13 protein-coding genes are annotated in these 15,492 nt (G+C 72.2%); 6 read left to right on the plus strand and 7 right to left on the minus strand.

Annotated features, from left to right (window positions below):
- Window positions 1-46: 46 nt before the first annotated feature.
- The 4 genes from AL2_RS09090 (at window position 47) to AL2_RS09105 (ending at window position 4,840) form a co-directional block, all read left to right on the plus strand.
- Window positions 47-1,495 carry an FAD-linked oxidase C-terminal domain-containing protein gene (locus tag AL2_RS09090; RefSeq protein WP_067631860.1) on the plus strand — a complete coding sequence of 483 codons (1,449 nt, stop codon included), beginning with the start codon at window positions 47-49 and terminating at the stop codon, window positions 1,493-1,495.
- Entirely contained in the window at window positions 1,495-2,691 is a 1,197-nt protein-coding gene (locus AL2_RS09095; RefSeq protein WP_067631862.1) for an FAD-binding oxidoreductase, read from the plus strand. Before AL2_RS09090 ends, AL2_RS09095 begins: the two co-directional genes overlap by 1 nt.
- Entirely contained in the window at window positions 2,691-3,977 is a 1,287-nt protein-coding gene (locus AL2_RS09100) for a (Fe-S)-binding protein (RefSeq protein ID WP_067631863.1), read from the plus strand. Before AL2_RS09095 ends, AL2_RS09100 begins: the two co-directional genes overlap by 1 nt.
- 140 nt (window positions 3,978-4,117) lie before the next feature.
- Window positions 4,118-4,840, plus strand: a complete 723-nt coding sequence (locus AL2_RS09105) for a hypothetical protein (protein ID WP_067631865.1) — start codon at window positions 4,118-4,120, stop codon at window positions 4,838-4,840.
- Window positions 4,841-4,852: 12 nt separating this feature from the next.
- On the opposite strand, the gene AL2_RS09110 is transcribed toward AL2_RS09105, so the two are convergent.
- The 4 genes from AL2_RS09110 to AL2_RS09125 all read right to left on the minus strand — a co-directional run bounded on the left by AL2_RS09110 (window position 4,853) and on the right by AL2_RS09125 (window position 10,099).
- Window positions 4,853-6,448 carry an ABC transporter family substrate-binding protein gene (locus tag AL2_RS09110; RefSeq protein WP_245666463.1) on the minus strand — a complete coding sequence of 532 codons (1,596 nt, stop codon included), beginning with the start codon at window positions 6,446-6,448 and terminating at the stop codon, window positions 4,853-4,855.
- 71 nt (window positions 6,449-6,519) lie between these two features.
- Window positions 6,520-8,316 (minus strand): dipeptide ABC transporter ATP-binding protein, encoded by a 1,797-nt coding sequence (locus tag AL2_RS09115; protein ID WP_067631868.1) that lies wholly within the window; start codon window positions 8,314-8,316, stop codon window positions 6,520-6,522.
- A gap of 2 nt (window positions 8,317-8,318) precedes the next feature.
- Complete coding sequence (locus tag AL2_RS38475) at window positions 8,319-9,113, minus strand: ABC transporter permease (RefSeq protein WP_067631870.1); 795 nt, start codon at window positions 9,111-9,113, stop codon at window positions 8,319-8,321.
- Complete coding sequence (locus tag AL2_RS09125) at window positions 9,110-10,099, minus strand: ABC transporter permease (protein ID WP_067631872.1); 990 nt, start codon at window positions 10,097-10,099, stop codon at window positions 9,110-9,112. Before AL2_RS09125 ends, AL2_RS38475 begins: the two co-directional genes overlap by 4 nt.
- A gap of 281 nt (window positions 10,100-10,380) precedes the next feature.
- On the opposite strand from AL2_RS09125, the gene AL2_RS09130 reads away from it, so the two are divergent.
- On the plus strand, window positions 10,381-12,342 hold the full coding sequence (locus AL2_RS09130; RefSeq protein WP_067632537.1) for a sensor histidine kinase: 1,962 nt from the start codon (window positions 10,381-10,383) through the stop codon (window positions 12,340-12,342).
- 251 nt (window positions 12,343-12,593) lie between these two features.
- On the opposite strand, the gene dapF is transcribed toward AL2_RS09130, so the two are convergent.
- Both dapF and miaA read right to left on the minus strand, forming a co-directional pair.
- Complete coding sequence (dapF, locus tag AL2_RS09135) at window positions 12,594-13,412, minus strand: diaminopimelate epimerase (RefSeq protein WP_067631874.1); 819 nt, start codon at window positions 13,410-13,412, stop codon at window positions 12,594-12,596.
- 33 nt (window positions 13,413-13,445) lie between these two features.
- Window positions 13,446-14,357: a tRNA (adenosine(37)-N6)-dimethylallyltransferase MiaA gene (miaA, locus tag AL2_RS09140; RefSeq protein WP_067631876.1), complete on the minus strand. Its 912-nt coding sequence runs from the start codon at window positions 14,355-14,357 to the stop codon at window positions 13,446-13,448.
- Window positions 14,358-14,485: 128 nt separating this feature from the next.
- Here miaA and AL2_RS09145 point away from each other — a divergent pair, with 128 nt between their 5' ends.
- Window positions 14,486-14,776, plus strand: coding sequence for an antitoxin (locus AL2_RS09145; RefSeq protein WP_067631878.1), 291 nt, complete (start codon window positions 14,486-14,488; stop codon window positions 14,774-14,776).
- Here the strand turns inward: AL2_RS09145 and AL2_RS09150 are convergent.
- Window positions 14,773-15,483 (minus strand): class III extradiol ring-cleavage dioxygenase family protein, encoded by a 711-nt coding sequence (locus AL2_RS09150; RefSeq protein WP_067631880.1) that lies wholly within the window; start codon window positions 15,481-15,483, stop codon window positions 14,773-14,775. The two genes, AL2_RS09145 and AL2_RS09150, sit on opposite strands and share 4 nt — an antisense overlap.
- Window positions 15,484-15,492 lie beyond the last annotated feature (9 nt).

Here is a 15,492-nt window from a genome sequence, read left to right on the forward strand (position 1 = left end):
GCCCCGATCTTGCGGGGGTGCCGGGGGGCGGAGGATGGTGGTAGGGATGGAATCCATGCTCACAGGGCTCGCGCCGCGGCTCGCCGGGATAGCCGGGGCGGAATGGGTGATCACCGACCCGGTGCGGTTGCGCACGTACGAGTGCGACGGCCTCACCAACCACCGGTCGACGCCCGGGATCGTCGTGCTGCCCGACACCGCCGAGCAGGTCGCGGAGATCGTGCGCGAGTGCGCGGCGGCGGGCGTGCCGTACGTGGCGCGCGGGTCCGGGACGGGGCTGTCCGGCGGGGCGCTCCCGCGCACGGACGGCGTGCTGATCGTCACGTCCCGGATGCGCCGGATCCTGGAGATCGACATCCCCGGCCAGCGGGCCGTGGTGGAGCCCGGCGTGATCAACCTGGACGTGACGCGCGCCGTCCGGCCGTACGGGTACTACTTCGCGCCCGACCCGTCCAGCCAGCAGATCTGCTCGGTCGGCGGGAACGTGGCGGAGAACTCGGGCGGCGCGCACTGCCTGAAGTACGGGTTCACCGCGCACCACGTGCTGGCCTGCGAGGTCGTCGCGCCGGACGGCGAGCTGGTCGAGCTGGCGGCGGACGCGCCCGGCTACGACCTGCTCGGCGTGTTCGTCGGGGCGGAGGGCACGCTCGGCATCACCACCAAGATCACGGTGCGGCTGACGCGGGTCCCGGAGACCGTGCAGACCCTGCTGGCGGCGTTCGACTCGATCGAGGCGGGCGGCACCGCGGTGTCGGCGATCATCGGTGCGGGCGTCGTCCCGGCGGCGATCGAGATGATGGACGCCCTCGCCATCGAGGCGGCCGAGGCGGCGGTGCGCTGCGAGTACCCGGCGGGCGCGGCGGCCGTGCTGATCGTGGAGCTGGACGGCCCGGACGCCGAGGTCGCGGCCCAGTTCGCCGAGGTGGAGCGGCTGTGCCGGGACGCGGGCGCCTTCGAGATCCGGATCGCCGCGGACGACGCGGAGCGCGCGCTGATCTGGAAGGGCCGCAAGTCGGCGTTCGCGGCGGTCGGCCGGATCAGCCCGGCCTACCTCGTCCAGGACGGCGTGATCCCGAGGACGGTCCTGCCGCAGGTGCTGGCGAGCATCGACGCGCTGTCGGCCGAGTCGGGCGTGCGGGTCGCGAACGTGTTCCACGCCGGCGACGGCAACCTGCATCCGCTGGTGCTGTTCGACGACGCCGAGGAGGGCGCGGAGGAGCGCGCCGAGACGGTGTCGGGCGCGATCCTCGACCTGTGCATCCAGCACGGCGGCTCCATCACCGGCGAGCACGGCGTGGGGGTCGACAAGGCCCGGTACATGCCGCGCATGTTCACCGACACCGACCTGGACACGATGCAGATGGTCCGCTGCGGGTTCGACCCGGCGGGGCTGTGCAACCCGGGCAAGGTCTTCCCCACGCCGCGGCTGTGCGGCGAGGTGCCCGGCAAACGCAAGGGCCCCCACCCGTACGAGGGAAAGGCGGACATCTTCTGATGCGGCCTCTGGACGCCCTGGCGAAGGTCTGCGCCGATGTACGCCCCGGTGATCCCGCGGAAGGCGTGCTCGGTGTCGAGCCCGCGTTCGTCGCCGCGCCCAAGGATCTGACCGAGGCCGCCGACGTCATGCGCGTCGCCGCCGAGAAGGGGCTCGCCGTCGTCCCGCGGGGGGCCGAGACCCGCCTCGACTGGGGGGCGCCCCCCGAGCGCTGCGATCTGCTGGTCGACACCCACCGGCTGGACGGGCTCATCGAGCACACGGCCGGCGACCTCGTCGCCAAGGCCGAGGCGGGCCTCTCCATGGAGGCGCTCGGCGAGCGGCTCGCGGAACGCCGCCAGCGGCTCGCCCTCGACGTCCCCCTGCCCGGCTCCACGGTCGGCGGGACGATCGCGAGCGGCGCCGCCGGCCCGCTGCGCACGATGTACGGGACGCCCCGGAACCTGGTCATCGGCCTCACCGTCGTCCGGGCGGACGGCCAGGTCGCGCGGTCGGGCGGCAAGGTCGTCAAGAACGTCGCCGGATACGACCTCGGCCGGCTCTTCTCCGGCTCGTACGGCACCCTGGGCCTGATCGTGGAGGCGACGTTCCGCCTGCATCCGATCGCCGCCGCCTCCGCGTACGTGGTGTGCGCCGTGAACGGTGCAGAGGACGCGCATGATGCCGTCCAGAGCGTCCTTCACTCTCCTGTGGCGCCCAGTGCCGTCGAGTACATCGGCCCAGGGACGGTCGCGGTACTGGTGGAAGGCGTGCCGGACGGCGTCGCCGCGCGCGCCGGGCAGGCCGCAGAACTCCTCGGCGAGAACGCCGAGATCTCCGACACCGCGCCGGACGGCTGGGGACGCTACCCGGACGGCACCACGCTCATCGACATCAGCGCACCGCCGCCTTCGCTCCGCGACGTCCTCACTCTGCTCGGCCCCGGCGTCGCCACCACGTGGAGCGGCAGCGGCCATGGCCACGTGGGCCTGGCCGCCGGGACGACGCCGGAAGACGTCGCCGACCTCCTGGGCCGTCTAAGGGAGGTGCTGGCCCGCCACCGCGGTCACGCCGTCGTCCGCTACGCCCCGGAAGAGGTGCGCCGCGAGATCGACCTGTGGGGGCCGATTCCGGCGCTCGCGCTGATGCGGCGCGTGAAAGACCAGTTCGACCCGAGTCACCGGCTGTCCCCCGGCCGCTTTGTGGGAGGCATTTGATGGGCACTCAAGACGACCTCCCGGACCTGCTCAACGACTGCGTCCACTGCGGTTTCTGCTTGCCCACATGCCCGACGTACGTGCTGTGGGGCGAGGAGATGGACTCCCCCAGGGGCCGCATCCACCTCATGCAGCAGCGGGTGGAGGGCGCACCGCTCAGCGGGCCGATGGTCGAGCATTTCGACGCCTGCCTCGGATGCATGGCATGCGTGACGGCGTGCCCGTCCGGGGTCCAGTACGACCGGCTCATCGAGCACACCCGCGCCGACGTCGAAAGCGAGCATCCGCGTTCGCTGAAGGAGCGGGCCATAAGGGAGATGGTCTTCCAGCTCTTCCCGTACAAGCGGAGGCTGCGGGCGCTACGCGGTCCCCTGCGCGCCTACCAGAAGTCGGGGCTGGACCGTTTCGTCCGGCGCAGCGGGATCCTGGAGCGCCTGTCGCCGTCGATCGCGGCGATGGAACGGCTCGCACCGCCCCTCGGCAAGGCGCCGAGGCTCCCGGAGCGGGTCGCCGCGCGCGGAGAGCGCCGCGCCACGGTCGGGATGCTGACCGGCTGCGTGCAGAGCGAGTTCTTCCCCGGCGTCAACACCGCGACGGCCCGCGTCCTGGCCCTCGAAGGCTGCGACGTCGTCATCCCCCGGAACCAGGGGTGCTGCGGGGCGCTGTCCATGCACTCCGGGCGCGCGGAGGAGGCCCGCGCCTTCGCCCGCCGGACGGTCGAGACGTTCGAGGCCGTCGACGTCATCGTGGTGAACTCGGCGGGCTGCGGGTCCGCGATGAAGGAGTACACGGCGCTGCTCGCGGACGACCCCGTCTGGGAGGAGCGCGCGAGGGCGCTGTCGGCGAAGACCAGGGACCTCGCCGAGTACCTCGTGGAGCTCGGGCCCCGCGCGGAACGCAGGCCACTTCCGGTCACCGTCGCCTACCACGACGCCTGCCACCTCGCCCACGCCCAGGGCGTGCGCAGCCAGCCCCGGGCGCTGCTGGCCGCGATTCCCGAACTGACCGTGCGGGAGATCGCCGAACCGGACATATGCTGCGGGTCCGCCGGAACATATAACCTGTTCCAGCCGGAGGCCGCCGGAGACCTCGGCGACCGCAAGGCGGTGAACGTGGACGCCACCGGAGCCGAACTACTGGTCGCCGCCAACCCCGGCTGCTCGATGCAGATCGCCACCGCGCTGCGCCGGCGCGGCGCCGGCATCTCGGTCGCGCACACCGCGCAGGTGCTGGACGCCTCCCTGCGGGGGCTCGGCCGCGACGCCCTCGTCGCGCGTCCTTCGTAACCCGCAGGCCCGGACCACCGCCGATCCGGGCGTCCCGTCGATCTGGGCGTCCTGTATCGTGTCCAGCCGCCGTTGCCGACCGCAGCACGACAGGACGCGCTTACTGAGCCTGGAGAAGGCCCGAGGGAGCACGCACCATCATGTCCAACAGCTACCAGCCGAACCGTTCGTCGCACCGCCGGAGCAAGAAGACCAGCGCGGGAAGGCTCGGCCTCGCCGGGGCCGTCACCGGAGCGGTGGGGATCGCCGCGATCGCCGCCGGGATCCTCGTGCTGCGCCCCGGCGCGGACGGCGCCGAGGAGGCCGCCCGGCCGACGCTCGCGAGCCAGGGCGACAGCGCCCAGCCGGACTCCGCCGCCCCCGCGCCGGACGCCGGCCCGCCGGTGAACTTCACGACGCCCGAGGGCTACGGCTACAGCCTGGCCGCCGTCCGCGCCGGGACCGACCGGCAGCCGCTCGGCGCCACCGAGGCGCCGCCGTCGGGGACGACGTACGCCTACGCCGACTACATCCTGACCAACACCCAGCGCCGGGCGGTGCTGCTGGACTTCCCCGCCGACCTGTTCATGCCGAGGGCGAAGGTGCCCAAGGCGGCGCAGGAGCGGTGCATGCCGCAGGCGGGCATCCCCGCCGACATGTGCACGCTCCCCAACCACAGCAGGATCACCACCCGGATCGACGGGGCGAAGGCGCCCGTCGACGACAGCGGCAGCAAGATGATGCCCGGCGGCGCCTCCTACGTCGTGCGGATCGCCTCCGACCTCCCGGTCAACGACGACCTCTCCGCCGACGACCTCCGGCTGTATGTCTGGAACGCGCGCTACACCAGCGACCGCAAGGGCATCCAGCTCGCCTACCCCTGACCGATTCGGGCCTCAGCGGGTTGTGAAGCCGATGTCCTGGTAGGCGGGCTCCAGGAAGCCGCAGGCTCCCAGGTTGGCCAGGTCGGCGCGCGCGGCGACGAGTTGCGGACGCTGGTACAGCGGCAGCACCGACGCCTGGCGCCAGATGAGCCGGTCGGTTCTGTTCACGAGGGCGTGAATCCTCACCGGGTCGACTTCCGCTATGGCCTGGTCCATGGCCGTGTCTATGGCGGCGGTCCCAGTGCGGGAGTAGTTCTGCTGGACGTGTCCGCGGCGCGGTCGTGCGAACACCGCTCTCATGGGCGAGACGGGGAACGACGTGCCCAGCCACGAGAACGGGACGATGTCGAAGCCGCCCCGCGTGACGTAGGTGTCCAGGGCGTCGTCGGCAGGGATGGGCTTGATGTCCACCCGGACACCGATTCGTTCGAGCAGCGCCCGTGTCAGTTCCGCTTCGCGCTTGCTCACCGGTACCCCGGCCGGAATCACGAACCGCAGTGCGAGAGTGCGTCCGGCCTTGGCGCGGTACTTTCCGTGCCGCCGCCAGCCCGCCTCGTCGAGGAGCCGCTCGGCGCGTGCCGGGTCGTAGCCGCCGAGGGCGGCCGAGTTGTCCTGGTAGCCGTCCTGGGTGTTGACGTAGAAGTGGTTGCCGAGCGTCTGGACGGGGACGCCGAGACCGGACAGGTCGGACCGCGCGATGACCCGCCGGTCGATGCCGAGCATGATCGCGCGCCGCACGCGCACGTCGGACAGGACGGGGCCGGCGGCGTTGAACGTGAAGTGCCGCCAGTCGGGTCCCCCCGCGCGGCGTATGGCGGTTTGGGGGACGTCCTTGACGCGTCGCATCGCGCCCGCGTCCAGCCCGATGTCCATCAGGTCGATCTCGCGGTTGGCGAACGCGCCGGGCATCGCGCTGGTGTCCATCGCGCGGTACACGATGCGGTCGAGTTTTGCGGGTGCGCCCCACCACGACGGGTCGCGGGCCAGGACGACGGTCTTGGCGGTGCGGTCGATCCGCTGCACTTTGAAGGGACCTGCCGTGACGGGCAGCCGGTTCGTCCAGCCTGTGTTGAACGCGCGCGGGCCGGAGTAGGCGGCGGCCGGGTAGAGCGGGCTGAACAGGCTTCGCCAGTCGGCGTACGTCTGGGCGAACCGCACCTTCACCTCGTGTTCGCGAGGCCCTCGTTCGATGTCGTCGATCAGGCGGTAGCCGGAGACGCTGGAGACCTCGTAACGCGGGTCGTGTCCGGAGAGCGCGTGGGCCTGGGCTACGAAATCGGCGTATCCGATAGGACGGCCGTCGGACCACGTGGCCCTCGGGTTGAGCCTGTAGGTGACGATCTGGCCGCGACCGGTGCGCTTCAGCGTGGCCGACTCCAGATACTCCGGGACGGGATGCGGGACGGCCTTCTCGCCCGCGCGCATCAGATACGGCAGGACGCCCTGGATGACGTGTTCGACCGCGCCCTTGGTGCCGTTGACGTGGTTGAAGTTCCACTGTGACGGAAACTCCGGCAGTGGCCATCGGAGCGTCCCGCCGTTCTCGATGCGGTCGCGCGGGGTGGGATTGACATCAGCGGCCGGCAGTCGCCCGGACGCGTCGGTCACGTCGTGCCGCTCCGGGCCGCTGCATCCGGGCACAAGGGCGATGGCCAGGAGAACTGAGCCGAGTATCCGTTTCACTGGTCGGCCCCGGCTTCGACCAGTGCGTGATGGCAGGCGACCGACCGGCCTTGACCGCCCCAGTGCCGCGGTTCCGGTTCCTGTTCGTCGCAGAGGCGCGCGTCCGCTTCGGCGAGCGTGAGGTAGCGGGGACAGCGAGAACGGAAACGGCATCCCGTAAGTGATGACATGGGATCGGGGGGATCTCCTTGTAGAGGGACACGGCGACGGCGCCCTGGGGACGGATCAGGCAGCGGGATCGCGTCCAGCAGCGCGCGTGTAAAGGGGTGGGCGGGCGCGTTGTACACGTCCTGCACCGCCCCCAGTTCCACGATGCGGCCCATGTACATGACGGCGACCCGGTCGGCTATCCGGTGGACGACGGCAAGGTCGTGGGCGACGAGCAGGCACGTCAGTCCGAGAAGGTCACGGAGGCTCTCCAGGAGGGTCATGACACTCGCCTGGACGGAGACGTCCAAAGCCGCGACAGGCTCGTCCAAGAGGAGCAGGCGAGGTTGCAGGGCCAGCGCCCTGGCGATGCCCACACGCTGCCTCTGCCCGCCGGACAGTGCGTGGGGATAGCGCCGTGCGTGATCGGTCGCCAGCCCCACCAGGTCCAGCAATTCCCTGACACGCTTGCTGATCAGCGGGGACGGGAACCTGTGCGCGGTCAGAGGTTCGGCGATGATGTCGGCCACGCGCATCCGGGGGTTGAGCGACGCGACGGGGTCCTGAAACACGAGCTGGACATCCCGCCGCAGGGACCTCCGCTGGGACGCGCTCAATGACGCCGTGTCCCGGCCGAGGACGACCACACGCCCCTCCTGCGGCTGCGACAGTCGCAGGATCTCCATCAGGGTCGTGGTCTTGCCGCATCCCGACTCGCCCACGAGCGCGAGGGTCTCGCTCTCCCGGACGTCGAATCCGACGCCGTCCACGGCGCGCACACACCCGACCCTGCGACGCACCAGCGTCCCCTTGAGGACGGGGTAGTGCCGGACAAGGCCGTCCACCCGCAGCACAACAGGACGCTCAGGCCGCGGCTGGGACGCGCCCTTGTCCTCTATGCGAGGCATGGAACGCAGCAGCTCGACCGTGTACGCGGCACGCGGCTCCCGGTAGATCCGCTCTACCGGTCCGGTCTCGACGATCTGTCCCTCACGCATCACCATCACGCGCTCGGCGAAGCCCTCGACGAGCCTCAGGTCATGTGTGATCAGCACGATCGCGGCACCGGTCGCCTCCTTCGCGGTGCGGAGCACGTCCAAGACCTGTGCCTGGACGGTCACGTCCAGCCCGGCCGTCGGCTCGTCCGCCAGGATCACGCGGGGGCGGTTGGCGATGGCCATGGCGATCATCACGCGCTGCCGCATCCCGCCGGAGAACTCGTGCGGGTAGGCGCGCCCCCGCCCTGCCGCGATCCCCACCAGGTCGAGCAACTCGGCGGCCCGTGCGCGCGCCGCCGCCCGCGTGACCTCGGAGTTGGCTCGGACGGCCTCAGCGATCTGGTCGCCCACGGTGCGAACGGGCGTGAGCGCCGGCTCCTGGAACACCATCGCGATGTCCTCGCCGCGCACACGGGAGAGTTCGGCGTCGGAGCGCCCGATCAGTTCTCGACCGCGCAGGCGCACCGATCCCGTCACTCCGGCGTCGTCCGGGAGGAGGCCCATCACGGCGTGCGCGAGCGCGGTCTTGCCCGCTCCGGACTCACCGACGATCCCGAGGGCCTCCCCTGCCCCGACCGCGAAGCTCACGCCGCGCACGGCGCGCACACCGCCCGCGTAACCGACTGCCAGGTCGGTGACCTCCAGCACGGCTAACGCCCGTCCCGCAGCGGATCGAGGACGTCCCGCAGCCCGTCGCCGAGCAAGTTCACCGCGAGGACGATCAGGACGAGCAGCCCGGCAGCGGACATGAAGGGCCAGGTGGCGGCCACACCCTGGCCGTCCGCGATGACCGTGCCGAGCGAGACGTCCGGCGGCCGGACGCCGAGGCCGAGGAACGACAGCCCGCCCTCGGCGGTGATCGCCACACCTGCGGTCAGGCTCGCGTCCACGATCAGCAGCGACGCGACCTGCGGCAGGACGTGCCGGACGATCGCGCGCGGGGCGCCCACTCCCGCGAACCGGGCGGCGAGCACGTACTCGCGCTCCCGCGCCGACAGGGTCATCGCCCGCACCACCCTGGCGGTGAGCATCCACATGAACGCGGCGAGCACCGGCGCGAGCACCGGCCATCCCCCGCCCGGCGCCAGGACGGCGACGACAAGCAGCGGCGGCAGCACCAGCAGGAGATCGACGCCCCACATCAGGGCTCGATCGAGCAGCCCGCCCGCGAAGCCGGCGGCGGTACCGACGACGGCCGCGAGCCCCGTCGAGAGCAGAGCGGCAAGAAGGCCGATGATCAGCGACTTCTGTGCCCCGCGCAGAGTGAGCGCGAAGACGTCCCGCCCATTTTGCGCAGTCCCGAGCCAATGCCGAACCGAGGGGCCCTGACCGAACGCCGTGAAGTCGATCTCGTCCCAGCGCCACGGCGATACGAGCGGCCCCACGAACGCCAGCAAGAACACCGACACCAGCAGCAGGAGCCCAACGACACCCCGCCGAGTCACGACGAGCCCCCGAACCGGACGCGTGGGTCGAGAAGAGCGTTCAGGACGTCCGACCCGAGACCGGTCAGCAGCACCGCGCAGGCGGCGACGCAGTCGATCGCCGCGACCGCGTTGACGTCGCCTCGTGCGATCGAGTCGACCAGCCACTCCCCCATCCCGTGCCGGCCGAAGGCCTTCTCGACGAGCACCCCACCGAGGATGAGGAACCCGGACGCATAGGCGAAGTACGTCGTCATCGGGACGAGTGCGGTGCGCAGCCCATGTCGGAGCAGCGCACTTCGCCTCCGTAGCCCTTTGGCTCGTGCGGTCCGGACGAAGTCGGCGTGCAGGACGTCCAGGACCAGGGCACGCTGGTAGCGGCTGTAGAGGGCGACCTGGGCCAGTGCGATGACGACCGCCGGCAGCAGCAGATGCCGAGCCTGGTCGACGACCCCGCTCAGCACGCCCGACTCCCCTGGCGTGGACTCACCGACCCACACGAACACCCGCACACCCAGGGCACCGTTGACCATGACGGCGATCGTCTGTAACAGCACCGCCAGGACGAACGCGGGGACGGCCAAGAGCAGATACGACCCGCCCGTGACGATCCGGTCGGCGACACGTCCACGCCTGGCCGCCGCGTAGGTGCCGAGAAGAACCCCCAGGACGCCGCCGAGAACACCCCCAGGAACCAGCAGCCGCAGGCTCACACCAAGCCGACGCCATAACTCCGCGTTGACGGGCTCGCCCTCCTGCGTCCGGCCGAAGTCGCCATGCAGGACGCTCCAGGCCCAGGTGCGGTAGCGGTCGGCCAGGGGCGTCCGGTCGTTGAGGTTGAGCGCACTGAGCCGGGCGTCGATCACGGCGTCCGGCGGACGCGGCGTCCGTCCCTCGAACCCGGCCCTCGGATCGAGCGCGGCGGCGGCCAGCAGGTAGGCGAGGCTCCCGGCGAGAACGACCAGCACGCCGCGACTCACCAGCCGCCGCAGCAGAAACCCCGCCAATGCCCTACCTCCCGGACCACCCAGCACAGAGCACGGAATGCTACCGATCGATCACGCTGTGCGTAGGAAAATCACAGGAGTCCGAGAGATCGGGCTCTGAACTGGGGTTCTGTTCTCCTGAGCGGGATCGCCGGTTACCATCGCGGCACGCCGGGGTGCATCATGCCCCTCGGCCATCGGCCGCGAACCGGATGACGGTGTCCTGAGGCGGACGCCGCCGAGACTGCAGGACGAGGAGCTGGAAGCTTTAACATTCCATTACTTCGGGCGGGGAGTGGATGATGGAGACGGCAGAACACGGCCGCGCGGCAGGGCGTACGGGCCTCCTGCTCGCACTGACCGCGGTCGCGTTCGTCGCCGCGTCCCTCATTCTCGGCGCGCAACTGCCCGCCGGGGTGCGGATGGTCTGGTGGCATCCGGAGATCCTGGTCGCGCTGGCCTGGACGCCCGTCGGCGCCGTCCTGCTGCGGCACCGGCCGGGGCTGAAGGTCGCGTGGCTCATGGTCGGCGCCGGGTTCAGCGCGGCGACGTACGTCCTGGCACTGAATCTGGGCCCGTGGGCCGAGCGGCACGACTGGGGCGCGGCCGGGTTCCTCAACTGGCTCGGGACCTGGCTGTGGGCCGTCGACACCTACGCGCTGACGCTGGTCCTGCCGCTGATCTTCCCGGACGGCCGGCTCGTGTCGCGCTGGTTCCGGCCGGTGCTGCTCCTGGCCTGCCTGGCGCCGGTCATCGTGTGCGTCCACCTGACGATCGACCCGGAAGTGCGGCAGTGGCACAACGGGGTCTCCGTCTACCCGTTCGACGAGATCCCGCTGCCGATCAGCGTCGTCATCATCGGCACCCTGGCCGCGGGCCTGCTCTCGGTGCTCGTCCGGTTCGTCCGGTCGTCGCCGGACGTGCGGCGGCAGATCGGCTGGGTCGTGTATCCCGGCATCCTCGCCGAAGCGGTCATCTACGTCGGCGAGAACAGCCCCATCGGCGATCCGCTGCGCAACATCACCATCGTCGCCGTCCCGATCTGCATCGCCATCGCCATCACCCGGTACCGGCTCTACGACATCGACCTGGTGGTCAGCCGGACGCTCGTGTACGCCGGGCTCGTGGCCGTCATCACCGGCGTGTACTTCGCGCTGGTGGGCGCGGCGAGCGTGCTCGCCCACGGCAGGGGCACCCTCGCCGGGCTGGCCGGGGCGATCGCCGCGGGCGCGGTGTTCGAGCCCGTCCGGCGGCGCCTCCAGCGCACGGTGGACGGGTTCATCCACGGCGAGCGCGACCCGTACCGGATCGCCGACCGCCTCAACCGGCGGCTGCAGACCGCCGCCAACCCCGGCGCCGCGCTCGCCGTGGCCGCCGAGGTGGCGCGGTCGGCGCTGCACGCGACCGGCGTGGTGATCGAGGTGCTGGACCGCGACGGCCGGACGATCTCCGCGGAGGACGGCGTGCTCGGCGCGCGGCCCCAGCTCATCCCGCTGGTGTGGCACGGCGAGCCGGTCGGCCGGCTGCTGTTCGGCGTCACCCGCACCCCGGACGCGCGGCTGTCCGGCGTCCTGGCCCGCAACCTCGCCGAGCTGGCGAACGCGGCCCGGCTCGCCGCCGACGTCCAGCGGTCCCGCGAGCACATCCTGCGCACCCGCGAGGAGGAGCGGCGGCGGCTGCGCCGCGACCTGCACGACGGGCTCGGACCCACCCTCGCCAGCCTCGCCATGACGGTGGACGCGGCCCGCATCACGCTGGAGACCGACCCCGAGGCGGTGGACGTGCTGCTGGAGGACCTGCGCGCCACCATGGGGCGCACCATCGGCGACATCCGCGATCTCGTGTACGGGCTGCGCCCGCCCGCGCTGGACGACCTCGGGCTGGAGGGCGCGATCCAGGCGCTCGGCGGCGTCGTGGCCACCGGGGACGGCCCGACCGTCGACGTCCGCGTGGAAGGCGATCTGACGGGGCTGCCGGCCGCCGCGGAGGTCGCCGCATACCGGATCGTCCAGGAGGCGCTGACGAACGTCCACCGGCACGCCAACGCGGATTGCGCCGAGGTCACGCTGTGCCTCAACGGGGATCTGCACGTCACGGTCGGCGATGACGGCGTCGGGCTGCCGGCGCACCTGCGCTCCGGCGTCGGCATGTCCTCCATGCGCGAGCGCGCGGCCGAACTCGGCGGATCCTGCACGGTGGGGCCCGGCCCCGGAGGCGGCACTCTCGTCCGGGCGAGGCTCCCCGTCGGCGGCGCCCATCCCTGACGCGCTGCCCGGAGGTCTTCGGCCTCACCCCCGGTGGGAGGGCCGGTGACCGCCCCCCGCCAAGAAGGTCGCCACCGGCCCTCGGGCTCCGTACGGCTCCGGGGCTCCCATCCCAGTCCGTACGGGCCATTCACCAGAGGGTGTGCAATGAAGAAGTTATGCGGCCCGCGGTCCCGTTGCAGAGGGACACCGGTCCCGTTCATGCCGGGACCACCCTGGAATCGTCCCAACCCCCTGGTGAGCAGGGGTCTTCATAGCCAGCCCGGCCGGGTGTCGCCCTCGGCGACCAGGACTGCCGGGCCCCGCAGAAACGCGGTCTCCCCGTCCAGGGTCACGGTCACCCGGCCGCCGGGGACGTCCACCGTCCACTCGGACGTGCCCGGCGTCCCGAGGGCCGCCGCGGCGGCCACGGCGACCGTCCCGGTGCCGCAGGAGCGGGTCTCGCCGGAGCCGCGCTCGTACACCCGCATCTCCACGTGCCGCTCCCCGACGGTCCGGAAGAACTCGACGTTGACCCCTTCGGGGAAGGCCGCCGAGTCGAAGGCCGGGGCGCGCGACAGGTCCAGGGCGGCGACCGGCTCGTCCACACGGCACGCCAGATGCGGGTTCCCGACCGAGACCCGCCGGCCCTGGAACGTCGTCCCGGCCAGGGACGCCTCGCCGTAGCCGAGGAGTTCGGGCGCGCCCATGTCCACGCTCACGTCGCCGGACGCGCCGAGAGTCACCCGGCGCAGGCCCGCGCGGGTCGCCACGTCCCACTCGCCGGGCGCGGCCAGGCCGGCGTCGACGAGGTAGCGGGCGAAGACGCGCACCCCGTTGCCGCACATCTCGGCGACGCTGCCGTCGGCGTTGCGGTAGTCCATGAACCACTCGGCGCCGTCCTGATGCTCACCGGCCTCAACGGCGTCGACGGCCTTCGTCCGGACGGCGCGCAGGACGCCGTCGGCGCCGATCCCGGCCCGCCGGTCGCACAGCCGCGCGACGGCCTCCGGCGTCAGGTCGAGGACGCCGTCCGGGTCGGGAAGGATCACGAAGTCGTTCTCGGTGCCATGCCCTTTGACGAACCGCATCCCCCGATCGTATGCCCGCCCGCGGGGTCGTCGTCAGGCGTCCCGCCCCGCCTCCTCCGCGATCAGCGCGAGGGCGCGTTCGACCAGGTCGGAGGCATCGTAGGGCAACCACCGGACGCGCGGGTCGCGGCGGAACCACGACTCCTGGCGGCGGGCGAAGCGCCGGGTCGCCCGGACGGTCTCCTCCTTGGCCCGCTCCTCCGTCCACTCCCCCGCGAGGAAGCGGAGCACCTGCGCGTAGCCGAGGGCGCGCCCGGCGGTCAGGCCGTCCCGCAGGCCGCGCTTCTCCAGGTCGCGGACCTCGCCGACCAGTCCCGCGTCCCACATCCGCTCGACGCGCAGCGCGATGCGCTCGTCCAGCGCCTCGCGGGGCACGCTCAGCCCGATCTGCACGGCCGAGCCGTAGCGGTACCGGTGCTCGGGCAGCGTCGCGGAGAACGGGCGGCCGGTGATCTCGACGACCTCCAGGGCGCGGACGATCCGGCGCCCGTTGCTCGGCAGGATCGCGTCCGCGGCGGCGGGATCGAGCCCGCGCAGCCGCTCGTGCAGCGGGCCGCTGCCGGCCCGCGCCAGCTCCTCCTCCAGGCGCGCCCGGACGGCCGGGTCCGTCCCGGGGAACTCCAGGTGGTCGAGCGCCGCCCGCACGTACAGGCCCGACCCGCCGACCAGCACCGGCAGCCGCCCCCGGCCCCGGACGTCCGCGATCGCCGCCGCGCCGAGCCGCTGGTACTCGGCGACGCTGGCCGTCTCCGCCACGTCCCAGACGTCCAGCAGATGGTGCGGGACGCCGCGCATCTCGGCCGCGGAGAGCTTCGCCGTGCCGATGTCCATGCCGCGGTAGAGCTGCATCGAGTCGGCGTTGACGGCCTCGCCGTCCAGCCGGAGCGCCAGCTCGACGGCGAGATCGGACTTCCCGGCGGCCGTCGCCCCGACGACGGCTATCACATAAGGAGCATCAGGTGAGGTCACGGGATTGATTGTGGCAACAGAACGGGTATGGCCGGGTTGCACGGACGGTGCCGCGCGATCCACGCGCCGCACCGATCGAGACGACGCTTCCGGGGGGATCGGGAATGTCCATCGTCGACAAGGTCAAGCAGATGCTGGGGCAGCATTCCGACAAGGCCAAGCAGGGAGTGGAGCGGGCCGGCGACATGTTCGACCAGCGCACCGGCGGCAAGCACGCCGACAAGGTCGACAAGGCCCAGGATAAGGCCGGCGACTACATCGAGCGCGAAGGCGGCCGGAGCGGCACGACCGGCCAGGAGGGCACGGGACCGGGCGGCGGCACCGGCCTCGGCGGGCAGGCCGGCCAGGGCCGTGACACGGGCCTGGGCGACGAGCCCGGCGGCCGGACGCCCTAGCCTCGGCAGCCGCTCCGCGACCAGGACGCCGCGAAGTAGCCGACGCCGTACGGCGCCTCGTCGGCGAGCAACTCGCCCGTGAGACCGGGCGTGTCCCCGGCCGCGCCGGCGAGCACCTGCCACGCCGCACGCCCGGCCGCCTGGACGTCCCGCGAGACGTCGGGATCCAAGGCGGCCAGGGCGGCGGTGTCGACGGCGGCGAGCGCGCGCGCCACGCGCTCGTCGTGGGGGCGCGCGCGCACATCGAGATAGCCCGGTGCCTTTTCCGAGCGGCACGCCGACCCGTCGCCCATCACCAGCAGCGCGACATCGCCCGCCGCCTTGGCCAACTCCCGGCCCAGTGCCAGGCAGGCTTCCGGTTCGGAGTCGAACGCCACGGCCTGGTAGCGCGCGCCTGCGGCGATCTCCTGCCGTTCCAGGAGCCAGCGTCCGATCGTCAGGGACAGCGGGAGTGCCTCAGCGCCGTCCCTGGGGTCGGCGGGGCTCGTCCAGCCGAGGCCGTAGGGCCTGAGGGACGCGTAGGCGTCCGGGCCGTACGCCCGCGTCCGCGCCCCGCCGCCCACCACGACCAGCACGTCCGCGCCCGCCAGGCGGCCGGCAGCGCTGTCGCAGGCGGCGCGCAGGCCGTCGAGCTCCGGCGCCGCCTCCCCCGCCATCTCCGGTACGAGGACGGGCGGATGCGGGCACACCGCCGCCGCTACGAGCACACTGCCTCC

The organism is Actinomadura latina NBRC 106108 (genome assembly GCF_001552195.1).
Lineage (GTDB): Bacteria > Actinomycetota > Actinomycetes > Streptosporangiales > Streptosporangiaceae > Spirillospora > Spirillospora latina.

Excerpts from the sequence above, each read along its gene's own strand:
- AL2_RS09090 (WP_067631860.1), top strand. The coding sequence starts at position 47 with ATGGAATCCATGCTCACAGGGCTCGCGCCGCGGCTCGCCGGGATAGCC.
- AL2_RS09130 (WP_067632537.1), top strand. The coding sequence starts at position 10,381 with ATGGAGACGGCAGAACACGGCCGCGCGGCAGGGCGTACGGGCCTCCTG.
- AL2_RS09100 (WP_067631863.1), top strand. The coding sequence starts at position 2,691 with ATGGGCACTCAAGACGACCTCCCGGACCTGCTCAACGACTGCGTCCAC.
- dapF (WP_067631874.1), bottom strand. The coding sequence starts at position 13,412 with ATGCGGTTCGTCAAAGGGCATGGCACCGAGAACGACTTCGTGATCCTT.
- AL2_RS09105 (WP_067631865.1), top strand. The coding sequence starts at position 4,118 with ATGTCCAACAGCTACCAGCCGAACCGTTCGTCGCACCGCCGGAGCAAG.
- AL2_RS09145 (WP_067631878.1), top strand. The coding sequence starts at position 14,486 with ATGTCCATCGTCGACAAGGTCAAGCAGATGCTGGGGCAGCATTCCGAC.
- AL2_RS09095 (WP_067631862.1), top strand. The coding sequence starts at position 1,495 with ATGCGGCCTCTGGACGCCCTGGCGAAGGTCTGCGCCGATGTACGCCCC.